The organism is Kitasatospora hibisci, from assembly GCF_043950205.1.
Classification (GTDB): domain Bacteria; phylum Actinomycetota; class Actinomycetes; order Streptomycetales; family Streptomycetaceae; genus Kitasatospora; species Kitasatospora hibisci.
Map to the genome: position 1 here is coordinate 7,302,490 of NZ_CP171642.1, position 16,948 is coordinate 7,319,437.

17 protein-coding genes are annotated in these 16,948 nt (G+C 75.0%); 10 read left to right on the forward strand and 7 right to left on the reverse strand.

The genetic code is table 11. From position 1 onward, the window contains the following. Positions 1-4: 4 nt before the first annotated feature. Complete coding sequence (locus ACF9IK_RS31830; protein WP_395297529.1) at positions 5-766, forward strand: AfsR/SARP family transcriptional regulator; 762 nt, start codon at positions 5-7, stop codon at positions 764-766. Between the two features lie 58 nt (positions 767-824). On the opposite strand, the gene ACF9IK_RS31835 is transcribed toward ACF9IK_RS31830, so the two are convergent. Next, the gene (locus tag ACF9IK_RS31835) at positions 825-1,562 is read right to left on the reverse strand and encodes a class I SAM-dependent methyltransferase (RefSeq protein WP_395297530.1); all 738 of its coding nucleotides are present in this window, start codon (positions 1,560-1,562) and stop codon (positions 825-827) included. Positions 1,563-1,853: 291 nt separating this feature from the next. Between ACF9IK_RS31835 and ACF9IK_RS31840 the strand changes: the two genes are divergently transcribed. Next, positions 1,854-3,248, forward strand: coding sequence for a diaminopimelate decarboxylase (locus ACF9IK_RS31840; RefSeq protein WP_395297531.1), 1,395 nt, complete (start codon positions 1,854-1,856; stop codon positions 3,246-3,248). Positions 3,249-3,283: 35 nt separating this feature from the next. Here ACF9IK_RS31840 and ACF9IK_RS31845 read toward each other — a convergent pair whose 3' ends face one another. Further along, complete coding sequence (locus tag ACF9IK_RS31845; protein ID WP_395297532.1) at positions 3,284-4,909, reverse strand: ADP-ribosyltransferase domain-containing protein; 1,626 nt, start codon at positions 4,907-4,909, stop codon at positions 3,284-3,286. A 246-nt stretch (positions 4,910-5,155) separates the two neighbouring features. Between ACF9IK_RS31845 and ACF9IK_RS31850 the strand changes: the two genes are divergently transcribed. Then, positions 5,156-5,827: a macro domain-containing protein gene (locus tag ACF9IK_RS31850; RefSeq protein ID WP_395297533.1), complete on the forward strand. Its 672-nt coding sequence runs from the start codon at positions 5,156-5,158 to the stop codon at positions 5,825-5,827. 47 nt (positions 5,828-5,874) lie between these two features. On the opposite strand, the gene ACF9IK_RS31855 is transcribed toward ACF9IK_RS31850, so the two are convergent. The 5 genes from ACF9IK_RS31855 to ACF9IK_RS31875 form a co-directional block, all read right to left on the reverse strand. After that, a complete protein-coding gene (locus tag ACF9IK_RS31855) occupies positions 5,875-6,957 on the reverse strand; it encodes a DUF3048 domain-containing protein (RefSeq protein WP_395297534.1) in 1,083 nt (360 codons plus the stop codon). An 84-nt stretch (positions 6,958-7,041) separates the two neighbouring features. Next, entirely contained in the window at positions 7,042-7,392 is a 351-nt protein-coding gene (locus ACF9IK_RS31860; RefSeq protein ID WP_395297535.1) for a hypothetical protein, read from the reverse strand. After that, positions 7,389-7,925: a nucleoside-triphosphatase gene (locus ACF9IK_RS31865; protein ID WP_395297536.1), complete on the reverse strand. Its 537-nt coding sequence runs from the start codon at positions 7,923-7,925 to the stop codon at positions 7,389-7,391. The genes ACF9IK_RS31860 and ACF9IK_RS31865 overlap by 4 nt, the downstream gene beginning before the upstream one ends. A 194-nt stretch (positions 7,926-8,119) precedes the next feature. Then, the gene (locus ACF9IK_RS31870) at positions 8,120-9,487 is read right to left on the reverse strand and encodes a serine hydrolase domain-containing protein (protein ID WP_395297537.1); all 1,368 of its coding nucleotides are present in this window, start codon (positions 9,485-9,487) and stop codon (positions 8,120-8,122) included. 260 nt (positions 9,488-9,747) lie between these two features. Next, positions 9,748-10,440, reverse strand: coding sequence for a DUF998 domain-containing protein (locus tag ACF9IK_RS31875; protein ID WP_395297538.1), 693 nt, complete (start codon positions 10,438-10,440; stop codon positions 9,748-9,750). Between the two features lie 294 nt (positions 10,441-10,734). Here ACF9IK_RS31875 and ACF9IK_RS31880 point away from each other — a divergent pair, with 294 nt between their 5' ends. The 7 genes from ACF9IK_RS31880 (at position 10,735) to ACF9IK_RS31910 (ending at position 16,592) form a co-directional block, all read left to right on the forward strand. Continuing rightward, positions 10,735-10,974 carry a hypothetical protein gene (locus tag ACF9IK_RS31880; RefSeq protein ID WP_395297539.1) on the forward strand — a complete coding sequence of 80 codons (240 nt, stop codon included), beginning with the start codon at positions 10,735-10,737 and terminating at the stop codon, positions 10,972-10,974. Positions 10,975-11,269: 295 nt separating this feature from the next. Beyond that, positions 11,270-11,629 carry a hypothetical protein gene (locus ACF9IK_RS31885; RefSeq protein ID WP_395297540.1) on the forward strand — a complete coding sequence of 120 codons (360 nt, stop codon included), beginning with the start codon at positions 11,270-11,272 and terminating at the stop codon, positions 11,627-11,629. Between the two features lie 2 nt (positions 11,630-11,631). Beyond that, on the forward strand, positions 11,632-13,542 hold the full coding sequence (locus ACF9IK_RS31890) for an ABC transporter ATP-binding protein (protein ID WP_395298731.1): 1,911 nt from the start codon (positions 11,632-11,634) through the stop codon (positions 13,540-13,542). Continuing rightward, positions 13,539-14,021 (forward strand): signal peptidase I, encoded by a 483-nt coding sequence (gene lepB / locus ACF9IK_RS31895; RefSeq protein ID WP_395297541.1) that lies wholly within the window; start codon positions 13,539-13,541, stop codon positions 14,019-14,021. Before ACF9IK_RS31890 ends, lepB begins: the two co-directional genes overlap by 4 nt. Beyond that, positions 14,018-14,542, forward strand: a complete 525-nt coding sequence (locus ACF9IK_RS31900; RefSeq protein WP_395297542.1) for a MauE/DoxX family redox-associated membrane protein — start codon at positions 14,018-14,020, stop codon at positions 14,540-14,542. Before lepB ends, ACF9IK_RS31900 begins: the two co-directional genes overlap by 4 nt. Positions 14,543-14,715: 173 nt before the next feature. After that, positions 14,716-15,909 (forward strand): sensor histidine kinase, encoded by a 1,194-nt coding sequence (locus ACF9IK_RS31905; RefSeq protein WP_395297543.1) that lies wholly within the window; start codon positions 14,716-14,718, stop codon positions 15,907-15,909. Further along, entirely contained in the window at positions 15,906-16,592 is a 687-nt protein-coding gene (locus ACF9IK_RS31910; protein WP_395297544.1) for a response regulator, read from the forward strand. Before ACF9IK_RS31905 ends, ACF9IK_RS31910 begins: the two co-directional genes overlap by 4 nt. Positions 16,593-16,948 lie beyond the last annotated feature (356 nt).

A 16,948-nucleotide genomic window follows, 5' to 3' on the forward strand; every position in this document is an offset into this window, starting at 1 on the left:
GCGGGTGCCGGGGCCGACGGAGGCCACGGTCGGCGGGGTGCCGGTCTTCCTCGGAGGGCCGCGACAACGGGCCGTGCTGGCGCTGTTGCTGATGGGGCGGGGGCAGGTCGTCCCGGTCGACCGACTGGTCGACGTGCTCTGGCCGGACACCCCCACCCGGCGCGCCCTCGCCTCCCTGCACCCCTGCCTCTCCCACCTGCGCCGGGTGCTGGAGCCCGGGCGCCCGCCGCGATCGGCGTCCGAACTGCTGGTCAGCCTGCCGCCCGGGTACGCCGTCCGGCTGCCGGTGCAGGCCGTGGACGCCTGGCGGTTCGAAGCCGCGGTGCTGGAGGCCCGGAACGCGCCCCCGGCGGACGCCCACCGGCGGCTCACCGAGGCGCTCGGCTGGTGGCGCGGCCCGGCCTACCAGGAGTGGGCCGACCAGGAATGGGCGGTCACGGAGGTCGCCCGGCTCGGGGAACTGCGCTCGGTGGCGGGGGAGTCGGCGGTCGCCTCCGGGCTGCGGGCGGGACTCCCGGCCGAGGTCCTTCCGGCGGCCGCGGAGCTGGTGCACACCGACCCGCTGCGGGAGGAGGGCTGGCGGCTGCTGGCGCTCGCCCAGTGGGACCTCCGGATCCGCACCCGCGCCGCCGGACCGGACCCGTCCGCCACCGCCGCCGGCACGTCCGCCCTCGCCGTCGCCGCCGGCCTCGCCCTCGTCCACCCCAACCCCCTGGGCGAGGCCCGGATGGCGGACCAGGCGATGGCCGCGCTGCGGATCGGCTGACCGGGAACGCGCACCGCGGGTGGCGTCCGGGCGGACGCCACCCGCGGTGCGGTGCCGTTCAGGCGCGCTGCGCGCCGTCCGCGCCGACCACCAGCCAGTGGGCCGGCAGCGCGATCCGGCTGCCGGCCGGGTCGAACTCCGTGAGCAACAGGGGCATTTCGCCGACCGCGAGGACGGCGAGGCCGGCCGAGTGGAAGAGCCCGGCGAACGCCTCGTCGGTGACCTCGGCGGGGGCGAGACCGTGGTCGAACACCGGGCGCAGCTTCGGCGGCGGCCCGGCCGGGCCGCGCACCAGGTCCGTCAGGACCTGTTTCGCCGCCGCGGCCGGCTCGACGACGAAGGCCCGGCCGCGTTCGCCGACGAGCGCGGCGACGGCCTCGGCGACCGCACTGCGGTCGGCGGACTCGCTCTGGTGGATCACACCGCGCACGTACACGTTGGCGTCGCCGAGGCGGTCGTGGAGCGCCCGGACGGCCTTGGCGTCGGTGGCGTCGAGCTGGGCGAACTCGGCCCGCTGCGCCGGGTCCCCGCGCCGGGCGAGGTCGACGGCCGCGGTGGACAGGTCGACCCCGAGCACGCGCGCGAAGCGGTCGGCGAGGAAGCGGGTCTGGGTGCCGTTGCCGCAGCCCAGGTCGACGAGGGGCAGCTCCGGGTCGGCCAGCTGGGGGTCGAACAGCGCGAGGTGGCGTTCCGCGGTGACGGCCGGCTCCGCGTCCCAGATCACCCCGCCCGGCTCCGCCGGCGCGTCCCGCCAGAAGCCCTCCCATGCGTCGCGGTACCGACTCGTCACGCTCATGGCGGAGACCTCCTGCTGTCACGCACGGTGTTGGGCTCGTGTCTACCGGTACCAGGGGCCGGGCGGCAAGCATCCTGCGGCCGACCCGTGGCGCGGTGTCGCCGGCCGCAGGGGGGGCGGCCGGGGGCGGGACCGGGGAGCCGGCCGGGCACCGCCCCGGCGAGTGCATCGTCCGGTACGGGGAAACCGTCCGGAGGACGAGGACACGGGGACCGGCCGACCGGCAGCCTGGTGGGGTGCTCCGTGGAACCGCCCGGGGCCTTCACCGACGAGCCGGCGGAGCGTGGCCCCATGACCGTCCATCAGCCGAACAGCCCGGAGCCTTCGAGTCCGGAGCCTTCGAGTCCGGGGCCTTCGAGTCCGGAGCCGACCCGGTCCGGGAGGGGTCCCGCCGGTGCGGCGCAGCGGCGCGAGCTGGTCCTGCGCGCGGCCGTGCGGCAGGGACTGCTCGACCCCGAGGACGCGCTGCTGGCGGCCTTCGTCGACCTCGACGGGGTGGCCGCGAGCGTGGCCGCTCTGCACCGCGCCTTCCCCGCCGACCTGGACGTGCTGCACACCTTCGCGGCCAAGGCGAACTGCCTGGTCCCGGTGCTGGCCCGGTTGCGCGGCCTCGGCATGGGTTGCGAGGTCGCCGGCCCCGGTGAGTTGGCCCAGGCGTTGGCGGCCGGTTTCGACGTTGGGCGGATCGTCTTCGACTCGCCGGCCAAGACCCGCCGCGAGCTGGCCCGGGCACTGGGCCTCGGCATCGCGGTGAACATCGACAACTGGCAGGAGCTCGCCCGGGTCGACGCGCTCCTGGACGCCCGGGATTCCCCGACCCGCTCCCGGCTCGGCGTCCGGATCAACCCGCAGGTCGGCGCCGGGACGATCGGGGCGGTGAGCACCGCCACAGCGACGTCCAAGTTCGGCATCCCGCTCGCCGACGAGGGCAATGCGGACCGCCTGCGCGAGGCCTTCCGGGAACGCCCGTGGCTCGGCTGGCTCCATGTGCACGTCGGCTCCCAGGGCTGCCCGTTGGACCTCATGGCCCAGGGTGTCGGCGAGGCCGTCGCCTTCGCCGAGCGGCTGAACGCCGAGCCCGGTCGCCGCCGGGTGGTGGGCATCGACATCGGCGGCGGACTCCCCGTCAACTTCGCCGGCGAGGAGACGGATCCCACCTTCGACGCGTACGTGGAGCGGCTGCGGGCCCACGCGCCGGCCCTGTTCGGGGGCGGCTACCGGGTGGTGACCGAGTTCGGCCGCTCACTGCTGGCCGAGAACGGCTTCACCGCCGCCTACGTCGAGTACACCAAGGTGTCCGGGGGCCGGCACATCGCGCTCACCCACGCCGGCGCCCAGGTCGCCACCCGGACGGTCTTCATGCCCGACGCCTGGCCGCTGCGGATCACCGCGCACCACCCGTCGGGCGCCGCCAAGGCCGGGGAGCCGGTGGAGCAGGACGTCGCCGGGCCGTGCTGCTTCGCGGGCGACGTGGTCGCCCGGGCCCGGCCGCTGCCGCTGCTGGAACCCGGGGACCTGGTCGCCCTCCTCGACACCGGCGCCTACTACGCGACGACCCACTTCGAGTACAACAGCCTGCCCCGGCCGGCCGTGCACGGCTTCACCGTGGACGCCGCGGGCGGCGTGCACTTCGAGCCGCTGCGGCCGGCCCAGGGCGTCGACGAGCTGGTCCGGGCCGATCACTGACCCCCGGGGCCGGCCGCGGCCGCCGGGACCCGACGTCAGGACACCAGGGTCTGCTCCGCGAGCTCCGTGAGCCGGACGGTGCAGAGGCCGCCGCGCTCGGTCCTGACCTCTGTCACCTTCAGCTGGGTGCCGGGCAGCAGGATGAACTCCTCCTCGCCGGTGAACGCGGAGAACTCGCGGATGCCCACGGCCCGGGCGGGCTCCACCTCGAAGAGCGTCCGCTTGCCGCGGCTGCCGAGGAACGCCCGGGCCACACCCGGCTCGGAGGTGCACGAGGACACGCCCCACCAGGTCACCGTCCGGCCGAGCGGGTACTGGCCCCGCAAGTCCAGCGGCACCCCGCGCCAGAGCGGCGCCGTGCGGGCGGGCAGCTGTGACACGGCCGCGAACAGCAGCCGCAGGTACGGGAGGTAGGGGAGGAGCCGGCTCCGGTCCGGGGAGCGCAGGATGGCGTTGATCTCCCGGTAGAACGCGGACTCGCAGGTGTAGAGGTAGAGCGCGGCGACCGCGTCGGCGGACAGCCCGCTCGTGGTCCCGTCCGCCCGTCGCTTGCCGAACTCGTGCGCCCGGGTGACGTGCCGGTCCAGCCCGGACAGCAGCTCGGCGACCGGGCCGACGGCGTCGCGGAAGTCCATCACCGGCGTGTCGAACACCCCGGTGATCGCGGGGAGGACCAGGCCCTCGTCCTTCACGCTCGCCAGGCGGTCGAGGTAGAGCTGGTGCAGCTCCATGGTGGACGTGATGAAGGCCCCCATGCGCTCGGCGGTGTCGGCGTCCGCCCGGCCGTTCTCCGCCGCGCGCTCGTTCCACCCCGTGCTCGGCAGCCAGTCGATCTCGTCCGCGCCCAGCGAGGCGAGGGCCGCGTTCACCGCGCCGAAGTGGTCGCCGTCGCAGAAGACGTCGCCCTGCGCCGCGGGGTTGGCGTGGTCGATGTGCCGGACCTCGACCGCGGGGTACTTCTCCTGGAGTTTGAGCACGACCTTCTTCAGGCTGCGCGCGTGCGCGCCCCACCACGCGAAGACCACGCCGCGGTCCTCCTCGGCGGCGTCCTGCTTGGCCTTGAGGATCTCCTCGACGATCCGCTCGGCGACCGGCCGCCAGAACGCGGTGTGCCGGTCGGTTCCCGTCGAGCCGTCGCTGCTGGAGGTGAGCGCCGCGTTCAGCAGCAGCACGCCCTGGGTGAGCATCGCCTGGAACCACTCCGGAGGCTGGACGGTCTCCCGCTCCTTCAGAAGCGCGCGGACGTCCGCGATCGGCGTCTTCTTGACGATGCCGTACTTCCACATCGCCGCCGCCTTGATGATGCAGCGGATGCTGACGACCCGGCCGAACTGGCTGTCCTTCCAGTCGTGGAAGGTGTTGTCGAACATGGCGATGCCGGTGGCGCTCTCCGGCCTCGGGTAGGGGTTCTGCCCGAACACGACGACCTTCCACTTGCTCGGCGCGTTCGGCTTGAGCGCCTGGAAGGTCAGCTCGCGGACCGGGACGACCTCCGGGCTGCGGCCCGTGCCGATGAACGAGGCCGCGTCCGGCTGCGCCTCGATGACCGGCTTCAGCAGCGGGAGCCAGGGCTCGCCGCCGCCCTTGAAGAGCTCCGTGAGCGCCAGCGGGTCGTTCGGGGCGGGCGTCGCGGCGGGGGCGGGGATGGTGGCGTCGGTCATGGTGGCGGGCTCCGAGGGTCGGACCGTGCGTGCGCGGGGCGGGGCGTGCTCGTGAGGGGCCGCCAGTCTCTGCTGACCGCCACTCACAGTCCTACCGCCCGGGTCCGACAGCCGGGCCCGGCGCCTGCGCCCCTCCCGGGCGTCGGGCGGCGCCCGGGCCTCCCGTGCCCGACCGCCTTGTCGGTGCCGCCCGCTAGCGTCGGTGGTGTCGGACGAACCACAGCTCGATCGGAGTGAAGTATGGCCATGGACCGCGTGCAGTCGCCGCTCAAGGTCGTGTTGACCGACATCAACGCGACGGTGGTGGAGGCGTGGCGGGCGGCGTTCGCCGACACCCCGGGGATCGAGATCCGCCGGGGCTCGATCCTCGACGAGCAGGTCGACGCCTGGGTCAGCCCCACCAACTCCCGCGGCCGGATGGACGGCGGCGTCGACGCGGTGGTCAAGCGACACCTCGGCGCGGGCATACAGTTGCGCGTCCAGCGGGCGATCCGCGACCGGTTCGCCGGCCGGCTCCCGGTGGGCAGCGCGGTGTGCGTCCCGTCCGGGGCGACCGACCCGGCGTTCCTGATCTCGGCGCCGACGATGGAGGCGTCCTCGCAGAACGTGAGCGAGACCCTGAACGTGGCGCTGGCGTGCGCGGCCGCGTTCCAGGCGGTCCACCAGCAGAACCGGAGGACGCCCGGCAGCATCACCTCGGTGGCGCTGGTCGGCATGGGCGCCCGGACCGGCCGGGTGCCGGCGCGGGTCTGCGCCAACCTGATGTGGACCGGCTACACCTTGTTCCAGGACCACTGCTTCGAGGACGACGACGAGCTGCGCGCCACGATCACCGCGCAGCTCGACGACCTGGAGAAGGCGCCGACCGAGCAGCGGGTGCGGATAGCCCCGCCCGCGCGCCGCATGTCCCGTCGCTGACCGGCGGCGGGGTCCGGACCCGGCCCGGTCGGCGACGGGAGCCGGCCTCACGCGGGTTCGAGGACGATCCAGACCTGCCCGGGGTGGAAGGGCATCGGCTGCCCCGCGTAGCTGAACTCCGTGCCGCCGGCCGGATCCGGCCGGGACCAGCTGCCCCGGTACGCCGCGCCGTCGCGCAGGACGACCGCCTCGCCGCTGCCGACCGTCGGGGCGAACGGCACCAGGTGCCCGAAGGAGTCGACCAGTCCCCGCGGCGACGTGGTCTCGGCGACCTTCTGCACCACGATCGTCGGTGCTCCCATCTGCCCGGCGTCCGTCGTCATCGCCGGCCTGCCGTCCGCCGCCACCAGGTACCTGCCCTGAGCGGCGGACCAGGTGAAGGTGAACGAGGCGGCCGGCATCCGCGCGGTGAACGAGCCGGTCGGGACACCGCCGGCCGGTGCGTCGCCGAAGCGGAACCCGACGTCCCGGGCCGTCGCCGCGTCCGGGAAGTGGTCGAGGATCCCGGACGGCACCACGTACTCGTTGAACGGCGGTACGTTCCACTGCCCGCGGAAGAAGGAGTCGTCCTGCTCCGGTGAACAGGTGAACAGATCGGCCCGGGCGAGTACGGGAAGGAGCGCGGACTGCGCGCCTGAGTAGGCGAAGTCCACCCGCCCGTACTGCTGCAGGAGCGGCAGGTCGGTCTCCCGGGCGCTGCGCACCGGGCCGATCCGGTCGCCCGGGGGCAGGTGGTCGGAGTCGTACACGGCCAGGAAGCGGGAGAGCCCGCCCTCGACCTCGATCGCGTAGACCACGTCGGCGGCGTTCACGCCCGTCTGCGGTCGGGCGGCCGGAGCGTTGTCGATCTTGACGGCGACGATCCGGCCGGCCCCGCCGGCGAGCCCGGTGAGCGGCGACATGCCGCCGGGGGCCGGGTGGGGGACGGCCGGCGGGGCCGAACCGGTCGTCGACGGACCGGCGGGCGGACCGTCCGCCGGGTGCCCCGGGGAGCCTGTGCCGCCGAGGGTGAGGACGGCTGCCACCACTGTTGCGAGGAGAACGGCGGCGCCGCCCACGACCAGGGCCGCGATCCGCTGCCGGAGCGACAGCGCCCGCCACCGGCCCCGCGCACGTTCCACGTACCGCATCCGGGCCCACCTCCGCGCCCCCGGCTCTCAGGACCCCGCCACCAGGGAGGACGAACCGGCCGACCCGAACGGTTCCGTGGGGTTTCAGCCGTTCCGCCCGGTTCGCCCACCCGGGTCCACCCGCCCGCCGCTCCCGCCTCCGAGGGCGCGGGCGAGGCCCCGGAACGCCAGGGCGGCGAGTCGGCACCAGGCCCGCGCCACCCCGCCGGGGACCCGGTACCAGGCCAGGCCGAACGGCAGGGCGATGGCGAACCACGACGGCGGCGCCACCTCGCCCGGCCGCTGCGCGCCCTCGCGCGCCCACCGGCGGCACCGCTCCACACCGCGGCCGGTCCAGTCCGCGCACCGGTCGGCCCGCCCGGCCCAGCTCGCCGCGGCGTCCAGCAGCCGGGCGCGCCGGTCACCACGCGGCCGCCGCGTCGCGGGCCCGGTCACCACCGCTCCAGCCGCGCCGCCAGCCACTCGGGGAGGGCGTCCCGGTTCGCCCGGCTCACCTGGAGGAGCTCCACGTCGGTGCGGTGCTTGAGCTCGTCGGTGAACGGGCCGGGCTGCGCGTGCACGGTGGCGACCACGTCGACCTCGCCGGCGAACAGCTCGCGGACGGCCTCCTGGAACGGCGGGTACGCCAGCTCCATCCGTCCGAGCTCGTCGACGAGCACCAGTCCCTTCGCCGGCCCCGACGCGGCGGTGGGCGCCCACACCAGGGACGGCACCGCCAGCCGCTCCATCACCCCGAGGTCGACCCCGTACCGTCCGACCCGCGGCGGGCCCGGGAGCCCGACGTGGGCGAGCACGCCCCGCCGGCCTGCCAGCGTCTCCAGGGCGAAGCCGACCCGGGCACCGCCCTCGCGGATCTCCTCGGTGGTGAACCCGACGGCCTCGCCCGCGCGCAGCAGTGCCGCCAGCCGGCGGATCGCGGTCGTCTTCCCGCTGCCGGGGCGCCCCTCCAACAGAATCCTCGTCGCCATCGCGTGCTCCACGGCGTGGGCGGTGGGTGGCCCTGCTCCCAGGCTCCCACCGCGGAGCCCGGCCGGGCCAACGGAACGGCGCGGGCGGCCGGGCCCGCCGGTCCCCGCGTGAGCGCACGGAGGCCCGCCGCCGGCCCGGGGGCACCGGCGGCGGGCCCGACGGCACGCGGCCGCCGAATCCCCGGCTGCTCGGACTACTTCGCCGGCACGGGGAGGAAGTAGACGTTGTTCGGCGCCACGATGCTGGTGATGGCCTGGCCGAAGAGGGTGGTCGGCTCCTGGCCGTCGGTGAGGATGTCGGTGTTGAGCACCACCACCAGGGTCGCGTCCTGCTCGGGCAGGTACAGCACCAGGCTCTCGTACCCGGGCAGCGAGCCGTTGTGGCCGATCCACCCCTGGATGTCGAACAGGCCGAGGCCGTAGCCCGCACCGGGGACGCCTCCGCCCAGGAACTTGGTGCGCTCCGCCTGGGTCTCCGGCGAGAGCAGTGTGCCGGTGGCGACGTCCTTGGCCCAGCGCCTGAGATCGTGGACGTCGGAGATCATCGCCCCGGCCGCCCAGCCCCAGCTCGGGTTCCAGTCCGTGGCGTCCACCGTCGCGCCGTCGAGGGTCTGGTTGGTGTAGCCGTGCGCGTGCGGGTCGGGGAACTCCGCCCCCTTGGGGAACACGGTGTGGCGCAGGCCGCTCGGGTCGATCACCCGGTCCTGGATGAACTCCTCCAGCGGGATGCCGCTGACCTTCTCGACGAGCAGGCCGAGCAGGATGTAGTTGCTGTTGTTGTACAGGAACTGCGTCCCCGGCTGGGCGACGTTGGGGTGCTTGTAGCCGTAGGCGAGCAGCTCGTCCGGGGTGAAGGGCCTGGTGGGGTTCGACTCCAGGGCCTTGATGAAGTCCGGGTCCGAGGAGTACGGGAACAGGCCGCTGCGCATCTCGGCGAGGTTGCGCACGGTGATGTGGTCGCCGTCGGGGACGCCGGCGATGTACTTCGAGATCGGGTCGTCGAGCCCCACCAGCCCGTCGTCGACCAGCTCCAGCACGGCGGTGGCGGTGAAGGTCTTGGTGACGCTGCCGATCCTCATGAAGAGGTCGTCGGTCATGGGGGCGCCGGTCTTCTTGTCGGCGACGCCGAAGGAGCGGAGGTAGTGGCCCTCGCCCGGCAGCCAGAGCCCGACGGTCACGCCGGGCACGCCCGTCTTGGCCATCGTCTCCTTGATCGCCGCGTCGATCTTGGCCGCGACCTCGGGGCTCAGCTCCGCCGACAGCCCGTCCGCGTCGGCGCTGACGTCCGCGTCCTGGCGCTGGTCCTCGCGCTGCTCGTGACCGCGGGCGTGGTCGTGGCGGTGTCCGTGCCCGTGCCCGCGCTTGTGGTGGTGCGCGTGGCCGCGCCCGTGCTCGTGGTCGGCTCCGTGCCGGTGGTCGTGGCCGTGGGCGGCGGCCAGCCCGGGCGTCGCCGCGTTCGCCGGGGTCGCCGCCACCGGTATCAGTCCCGCGACGGCTATGGCCGTGATGACCAGGCCGCGGTGGGCTCTCGTGTTCCGACGGTGGGGCAGCGCTCGGGTCATCTCGAATGTCCTCGTTCCGATGTGTGTCCAGCTCTTGCTGCGATCGTCGGCGGCGGACACCGCCGGGACGACTCTGACGAGCTGTACGGGTGACAAGGCATCGGATGACCCGGGCGCGCCGTCCGAGGGACGGGCCCCGCGCCCCGGTACGGCGCGCCGGCAGGGACGTCGCCGGAGAGGATTCACTCGTTCGAGTGTGGTGCCTTCGGCGGCGGCCTTCGGTGGCGTCGTCGAACCGGGGCGGGGAGCACAGCGGACGGTCAGCCCTCCGCGGCCGCGGAGGGTGCTCCGCGGGACACGAGGGCGGCGGAGACGGCCTCGCTCTTGACCAGCCACGCCACGCCGAACGCGAAGACGGAGACCGCCTCGCCGGCGTACATCGGGGTGAGCGGCGAGTCCCAGGTGAGGTGGACGACGGCCCCGACCGCGACCACGGCGAGGCACGCCACGATGGACCAGCCGCAGACCAGGTACACCCGGTCGGCGGCGGTCCGGTGCCCGCCCGCGCTCCGGGAGTCGGCGAACAGCCGGAGGCAGAAGTAGGCGAGCACCCCGAACAGCCCTGCCGCGAAGCCGAGGTGGAGCGTCCCGACGACCTTCTGCGTGGTGGTCGGGTCCGGTGTGATCGACACCGGCGGCTCGGCGGGGAAGAGCGCCACCAGGACCGCGAGGACGCCGGCCACCGAACTGAGCCGGTCCTCCCGTCGGTCGTGGCGGTAGCAGATCAGGAACACGCCGACGGCGCAGAGGCCGCCGACGAAGACGTTGCGCATGTGGGTGTAGTAGGAGGCGCTCATCGAGCTGAGCAGGGCGACGTGGGAGGAGGTGAGGATGTTGCCCACGGGAAGGACGATCGGCAGGAGGAACCCGATGACGCCGACGCCCCGGCGCAGGCGACGCACGGTCGCCCCGTCCTGGGCTTGGAAGTTGACGAGGGGAGATCGATCGGCCATGACGGCCCCCTTGACGGCCTGAGGCTGGGTGGGTCGCGGCCGGACGGGGCCGCACACCAGGCACGGTGGTCGCTGCGGGATGTACCCGCACAACCGGTCCGGGAACCCGCACCAGCCCGACCGTTCGGCAACCGTGACAGGGCGTCGCACAGCCCCTTCGGCATCGCCGAGGGCCGCGCCGAGGGCCGCGGCTCCGGCCGGGGACCGCAGAGCCGATGAGGAGCCGATGGAGAGGGGGCCCGGACAGCACGGTGGGGCGACTCGAACAGCGGGTCGAACCCGCAAGGAGGTCACATGACCAGGACCCTCACGACGCTCGGCGACCGGATGCTGGGCGCGCTGCTGAAGCAGAAGAAGGCCGGCGCCTGCGTGCCCCCGGACTACTGCGGTGTCGTCGCCTGCACCTCGCGGAGCGGCTTCTGCTCGGGCGGCTGGTGGTGGCAGCCGATGTGCAACGGCTACTACAACTGCCAGGGCGTCTGCAAGGGCACCGGCGGCTTCCAGTACGACAAGAAGGTCGCGTACGGCTGCTGACGATCCCGAGGGCGGGGGACCGTTCCCGGCGGCCCCCGCCCTCCGTCGCCATCGCCCGGCCCAGAGAGAGGAACCGACATGCTCACCGCCCTCATCGTTCTCGCCGTCGTGCTCGGCATCGCCACCGCGGCCAACCTCGTCCTCACCTTCGCCGTCATCCGCAGGCTGCGGACGCTGGAGGAGGGCGGCGGCACGGGTGCCCCCGACACCCTGCCGGCGGTCGGCACCGCCGTCGGCGAGTTCACCGCCGTCACGACCTCCGGGGAGGAGGTCACCGCGGCCGACGTGGCCGCCGGTGACGCCTTCGCCGGCTTCGTCATGGTCGGCTGCACGCCCTGCGGCACCCCTGATCGAGTCCCTGGCCGGCGGCGCCGCCACCGGGGCCGCCGACCCGCTCTTCTTCGTCGTCGGCGACCCGGAGAATCCCGAGACCCGCAGGATGACCGCCGCCCTCGGCCCCGTCGGCCGGGTGGCCGTCGTCGCCGAGAGGTCCGCGGCCACCGACGCGTTCGGCCGGGTCAGCGCCTTCCCCACGCTGCTCCGGATCAAGGACGGCGTGATCGCCGCGGCCGGCCACGAGCTGGGCGACGTCGTGCCCGCCCCGGCCCACCGCACGGCGCCCGCCCGCCCGGCACTGGTCGGGGAACGGGTGTGACCATGACCGTCCTCGGGCGGATCCGGACCGCGGCCGCCGCGCTGCGGCTCGGCTGGCGGGCCTCCCGCGGCGGGATCCTGCTCCAGCTCCTGCTCGCCCTGCTCACCGGCGCGCTCCCGGCCGCGATGGCCTACGTCACCAAACTGCTCGTCGACGACCTCGCCGGCGCTGGAGGGCCCGGCGCGGCCGACGGCACCCGGGTGGCGTGGCTCGCGGCCGCGGGCGCCGCCCTCGCCGGCGCGACCGCCGCGCTCAACCACGTCACGGCGCTGGTCGCCGCCACCGTCGGCCGGGCCGTGAACATCGAGGTGCAGGACCGGCTCTACGAACGGGTCAACGCCTACCGCGGGCTGCGTCCGTTCGAGGACCCGGCGACCCAGGACCGCATCCGGCTGGCCGAGACCGCGGCCCAGGGCGCACCGCACGACGTCCTCGACTTCCTGCTCGACTCGGTCCGCAGCACCGCCACGATCGCCGGCTTCCTCGGCACCGTGCTGGTGTTCTGGCCGCCGATGGGCGCACTGCTGGTGGTCTGCGTCGCCGTCTCCGTCGCCGGCCACCTGCGCACCTCCCGGGGCATGGCCGACGCCGCCGCCGCCGTCGTCCCCGCCGCCCGTCGGCAGTACTTCTACCGGATGCTGCTCACCGACCCCCGGGCCGCCAAGGAGATCCGGCTCTTCGGTACCGGTCCGCTGTTCCGGCAGCGCGCGCTCGACGGGCTCCGCGAGACCACCGGCGCCGGCCTGGCCGCGCTGCGCCGCAGCGTTCTCGTCCAGTCGGGGCTCGCCCTGCTCACCGCGGCAGCCGCCGGCACCGCGGCGGTCGTCGTGGCCCGGCAGGTGCTCGCCGGCCGGATCACCCTCGGCGACATGACGCTGTTCACCGCCGCGGTGGCCGCGGTGCAGGGCGCGCTCTCCTCGATCGTGATGCAACTCGGCCGCGCGGAGGAGGCGTTGAGGCTCTTCGGGCACTACCGCGCGTTGCTCGACTCGCCCGCAGACCTCGCCGACGGCACGCACGTCCCCGCCCCGCTGCACGAGGGCATCACCTTCGAGGACGTCTGGTTCCGCTACACCCCCGACGCCCCCTGGGCGCTGCGCGGCGTCGACCTGCACCTCCCGCAGGGCCGCGCGGTCGGTCTGGTCGGCGTCAACGGCGCAGGCAAGAGCACCCTGGTCAAACTGCTCTGCCGGTTCTACGACCCGGAGCGCGGGCGCATCCTGTGGGACGGCGCCGACATCCGCACGATGCCGGTCGACGAGCTGCGGCGCAGGATCGGCGCGACCTTCCAGGACTTCATGACGTACGACCTGACCGCCGCCGAGAACGTCGGCCCGGGCGCGCCCGAGCACCGGGAGGACCTCGACCGGATCCGCGCCGCCGCGGCCCGCGCCGGCATCGACCGGAGCCTGGAACTGCTGCCCCGCGGCTACCGCACCCTGCTCAGCCGGACGTTCACCGACGAGGACGAGCAGAACGGCGTCTCGCTCTCCGGCGGTCAGTGGCAGCGCGTCGCACTCGCCCGCTCGCTGATGAGGGAGGACGCCGAACTGCTCGTCCTGGACGAGCCCAGCTCCGGCCTCGACGCGCTCGCCGAGCGGGAGGTGCACCAGGCGCTGCGCCGCCACCGGGCCGGGCGCACCAGCCTGCTGATCTCGCACCGGCTCGCCGCCCTGCGCGAGGCCGACCTGATCGTGGTGCTCTTCGAGGGGCGGGTCGTGGAACGCGGCAGCCACGAGGAGCTGACGGCCCTCGACGGCCGGTACGCGGAGCTGTTCGCCGCACAGGCCGAGGGCTACCGAGAGGCCGAGGAGACCGTCGCCGAGGGTGCCGACGGCGACGGCCCCGGCATCGGCGGCGAGGACGCCGTTGCGCTGCGGGTCGCCGCGGCCCGGGCCGAAGGAGTGCGATGAACGGCCTTCCCCTGACCGCCGCCGTCACCGCCGGGGCGCTGGCCGGGGCCGTGGTGACGGTGCTGCTGGTCCGCCGCTCCTTCGAGCTGGTCGACGTCCAGGGCGGCAGCATGGAGCCCACCCTGCGCGACGGCGACCGGGTGCTGGTGCGCCGCACCCGGGTGTTCCGCCGCGGTGACGTGGTGGTCTTCTCCGTGCCGGACGGTCCGCGCGACCCGGAGGACGCGCCCTGGCTGGTGAAGCGGGTCAGCGGAGTGGCGGGCGATCCGGCTGCGGACGGCTGCCCCGCGGTGCCGCTCGGGCACCTCGCGGTCCTCGGCGACAACCCGCGCAGCCTGGACTCGCGGACCTTCGGCACCGTTCCGAGTCGTACCGCCCTCGGTGTGGCCGTCCGTCGGATGTCCCGCGACGGGCGGCCCGCGCAGCCCCTGAGCCGATCGGGCCGCGGAGCAAACCACCGTTCGGGGAGGACCGCATGACGATGCTGCAACTCGCCGCCCGCGCCCTGCTGGTGGTGGTCTTCGGTACCGCCCTGGTCGGCAAGGCGCGCAGCCGTGCCGCGCTGGGCGCGTTCGCCGCCGACCTGGCCGACTTCCGCTGGCTGCCCGCCGCGCTGCGGCGGCCGACCGCCGTCGGCGTGATCGCCGCCGAGGTGGCGGCCGTGGTGCTGCTGGCGACCGCGCGACAGCTCGGCGCGGTGGCCGTGCTGGTGCTGTTGACCGGGTTCACCGCCGCGACCCTGCAGGCCGGGCGGGCGGCGGACTGCCGGTGCTTCGGCGCGGCGAAGCCGGCCGCCCGGGGCACCGCCCGGGGCTTCGTGCTGCGCAACTGTCTGCTCGCCGCCGCCGCGCTCGTCGTGGCGCTGGCCCCCGGCGGCGCCGTGGCCCCGGCCCTGGCCGCGGCCGCCCTGGTGGTGGGCGCCGGCGCGGGTGCCGTGATCGTCCGGTGGGACGACATCGCCTACCTGTTCCAGGGCCCGGCCACGGCCCGCCGCCCCTGACGTTCCGGCGCCGTCCGGCACGGTGCGGCCGCCGCCCCGCTCCCGCCGGCGACGGTGCGGCCGCCGCTCGCGGGCGGGGTAGCGGTCCACCATGGCGGTCAGCTCGGGGACGAGCGGGCCACTCCGGTGACCCTGGTCGCCCGGGCGGGGCGGGGTCTCCCTACCCTGGGTGGGTGAACGAGGAGCGCGCTGAGCAGCGGCGCAGGTGGACGCGGAGCGGTCGTGAGATCGGGGGACCGCTGCTCTCGGTGCTGTTCGTGCTGATCGGCGTCCGGGAGACGTGGGCCAGCCCCGACCTGCGCGGGCCGATGTGGGCCAACGCCCTGTGCCTGGTGGCCATGGCGCAGCCGCTGGCCACCTGTGGGCGCCTGGTGGTCTCGCCGGTGCTGGTCGCGCTGGCCGGCATGCTGGTGCAGACCGTCCGGCTGACCCCCTCGACGGGTCTGGTGGCACCGCTGGTCGCCGCCGTGGTCGCCGCGTACAGCGCCGGGCGCAACTCCCCGCGGCGCCGTACGGCGCTGGTGCTGCTCGCCGTGGTCGTCGGTGTGGAGTGGGCGGGGCCGGTGGCCGTCAACCACGATCCGGTCGGCGACTGGCTCTTCGCCGTGGTGGCGGCCTGGGCCGGCTGGCTGCTGGGCCGGGACCGCCGGGCGAGGGAGGAGCTGACCCGCCAGCGGATCGCCCGTGCCGAGGCGGAGCGGGCGCGAAAGGGGCAGGTGGCGGCCGCCGTCGCCGCCGAACGTCAGGCGGTGGCCCGGGACCTGCACGACACCGTCGCGCATGCGGTGACCCTGATGGTGTTGCAGGCCACCGGCACCCGTCTGGTGGCCCGTACGGACCCCGCCGCCGCGGAGGCCGCGCTCGCCTCCGTCGAGACGGTCGGCCGCCAGGCGATGGACGACCTGCGGACGATGCTGCACGTCCTGCGCCGGGAGGACGAGGGGCCGGAGGGGGAGGCCCCGCCGGCCCCGGGCCTCGGCCTGGACGACCTGCCGGGGCTGGTCGACGGCGCCCGGGGCGCGGGGCTGGAGGTGCGGCTCGACCTGCCCGACGCCGACCCGGTGCTGCCGCGCGCCCAGGCCACCGCCGTGTACCGCACGGTGCAGGAGGGGCTGACCAACGCGGCCCGGCACGCACCGGGCAGCCGGGTGCACGTCGCCGTCATGGCCCGCCGCGACCGGGTGACGGTCACGGTCGGCAACGAGGCCCCGCCCCACGCGGGCCCGCCGCTGCCCGCGGGTGCCGGCACCGGTCTGGTCGGCTTGCGCGAGCGGGTCACGGCACTCGGCGGCACGCTCCGGACCCACGGCGAGCGCGGTGACGCGTTCGTCGTCACCGCCACGATCCCGAGGACGGGCCAGCGGTGACCGACGGCTCCCACGGCCCCGTCCGCGTGCTGGTCGCGGACGACGAACCCCTGGTCCGCGCCGGCCTGCGGTTGGTGGTCGACGCCGCCGCCGACCTGGCGGTGGTCGGCGAGGCCGCCTCCGGCCCCGAGGCCCTGGCCGCCGTCGAGCGGCACGCCCCGGACGTCGTGCTGATGGACGTCCAGATGCCGGGGCTCGACGGCATCGCCGTCACCCGTACCCTGCACGAGCGGCCGGCTCCGCCCCGGATCGTCATCGTCACCACCTTCGGCCTGGACGCCTACCTGCACCAGGCGCTGCAGGCGGGCGCGGACGGCTTCGTCCTCAAGGACTCGCCGGCCGAGCTGATCCAGCAGGCCGTGCGGTCGGCCGCGGCCGGCGAGGCCGTGCTCTCGCCGCGGATGACCCGGCGGCTCATCGAGCGCTACACGTCGGCCCCGGCCACCGACCCGGCGCCGCCGGACGGTTACCAGGACCTCACCGGGCGGGAGCGCGAGGTGCTGCACCTGATCGCCCAGGGGCTCTCCAACGCGGAGATCGGTGGCGAGCTGTTCATCAGCGAGGGCACCGTGAAGACGCACGTGACCCGGGTCCTGCTCAAGCTCCGGCTGCGGGACCGCGCACAGGCCATCGTGCTGGCGCACCGCCACGGCCTCCACCGGGAGCCCCCGCGGTTCGCGTAGCCCCGGCGGGTTCCGCGGTGCGGGCGGGGGTGCGCAGCGGACGCCCTGGCGGGTCGGTCGCCCCGCCGTGTCGCGCGGGTACGACGAAGGTCATACCCGCGGATGCGAGTTACGGCTGACGACACCGCGGTCCGCGTGCTCCTAGGGTCGGAGGCGGCGAGGGGCCGTGACCGGCACGGCCGTTGCGCACCGCACCGCGAACGCCGTCATGACCGCTGCCCGTTGCCCGCTCCCGCGGTGTCGACACCCGCGAAGGGACCGGGAACGGCGCCGACGGCGTTCGGCAGGTCGGTGACCGGAGCACCGCGGTCCTCCCGAGCCGCACGGGGCGCACCCGCCCCCGCACCACCTGAACG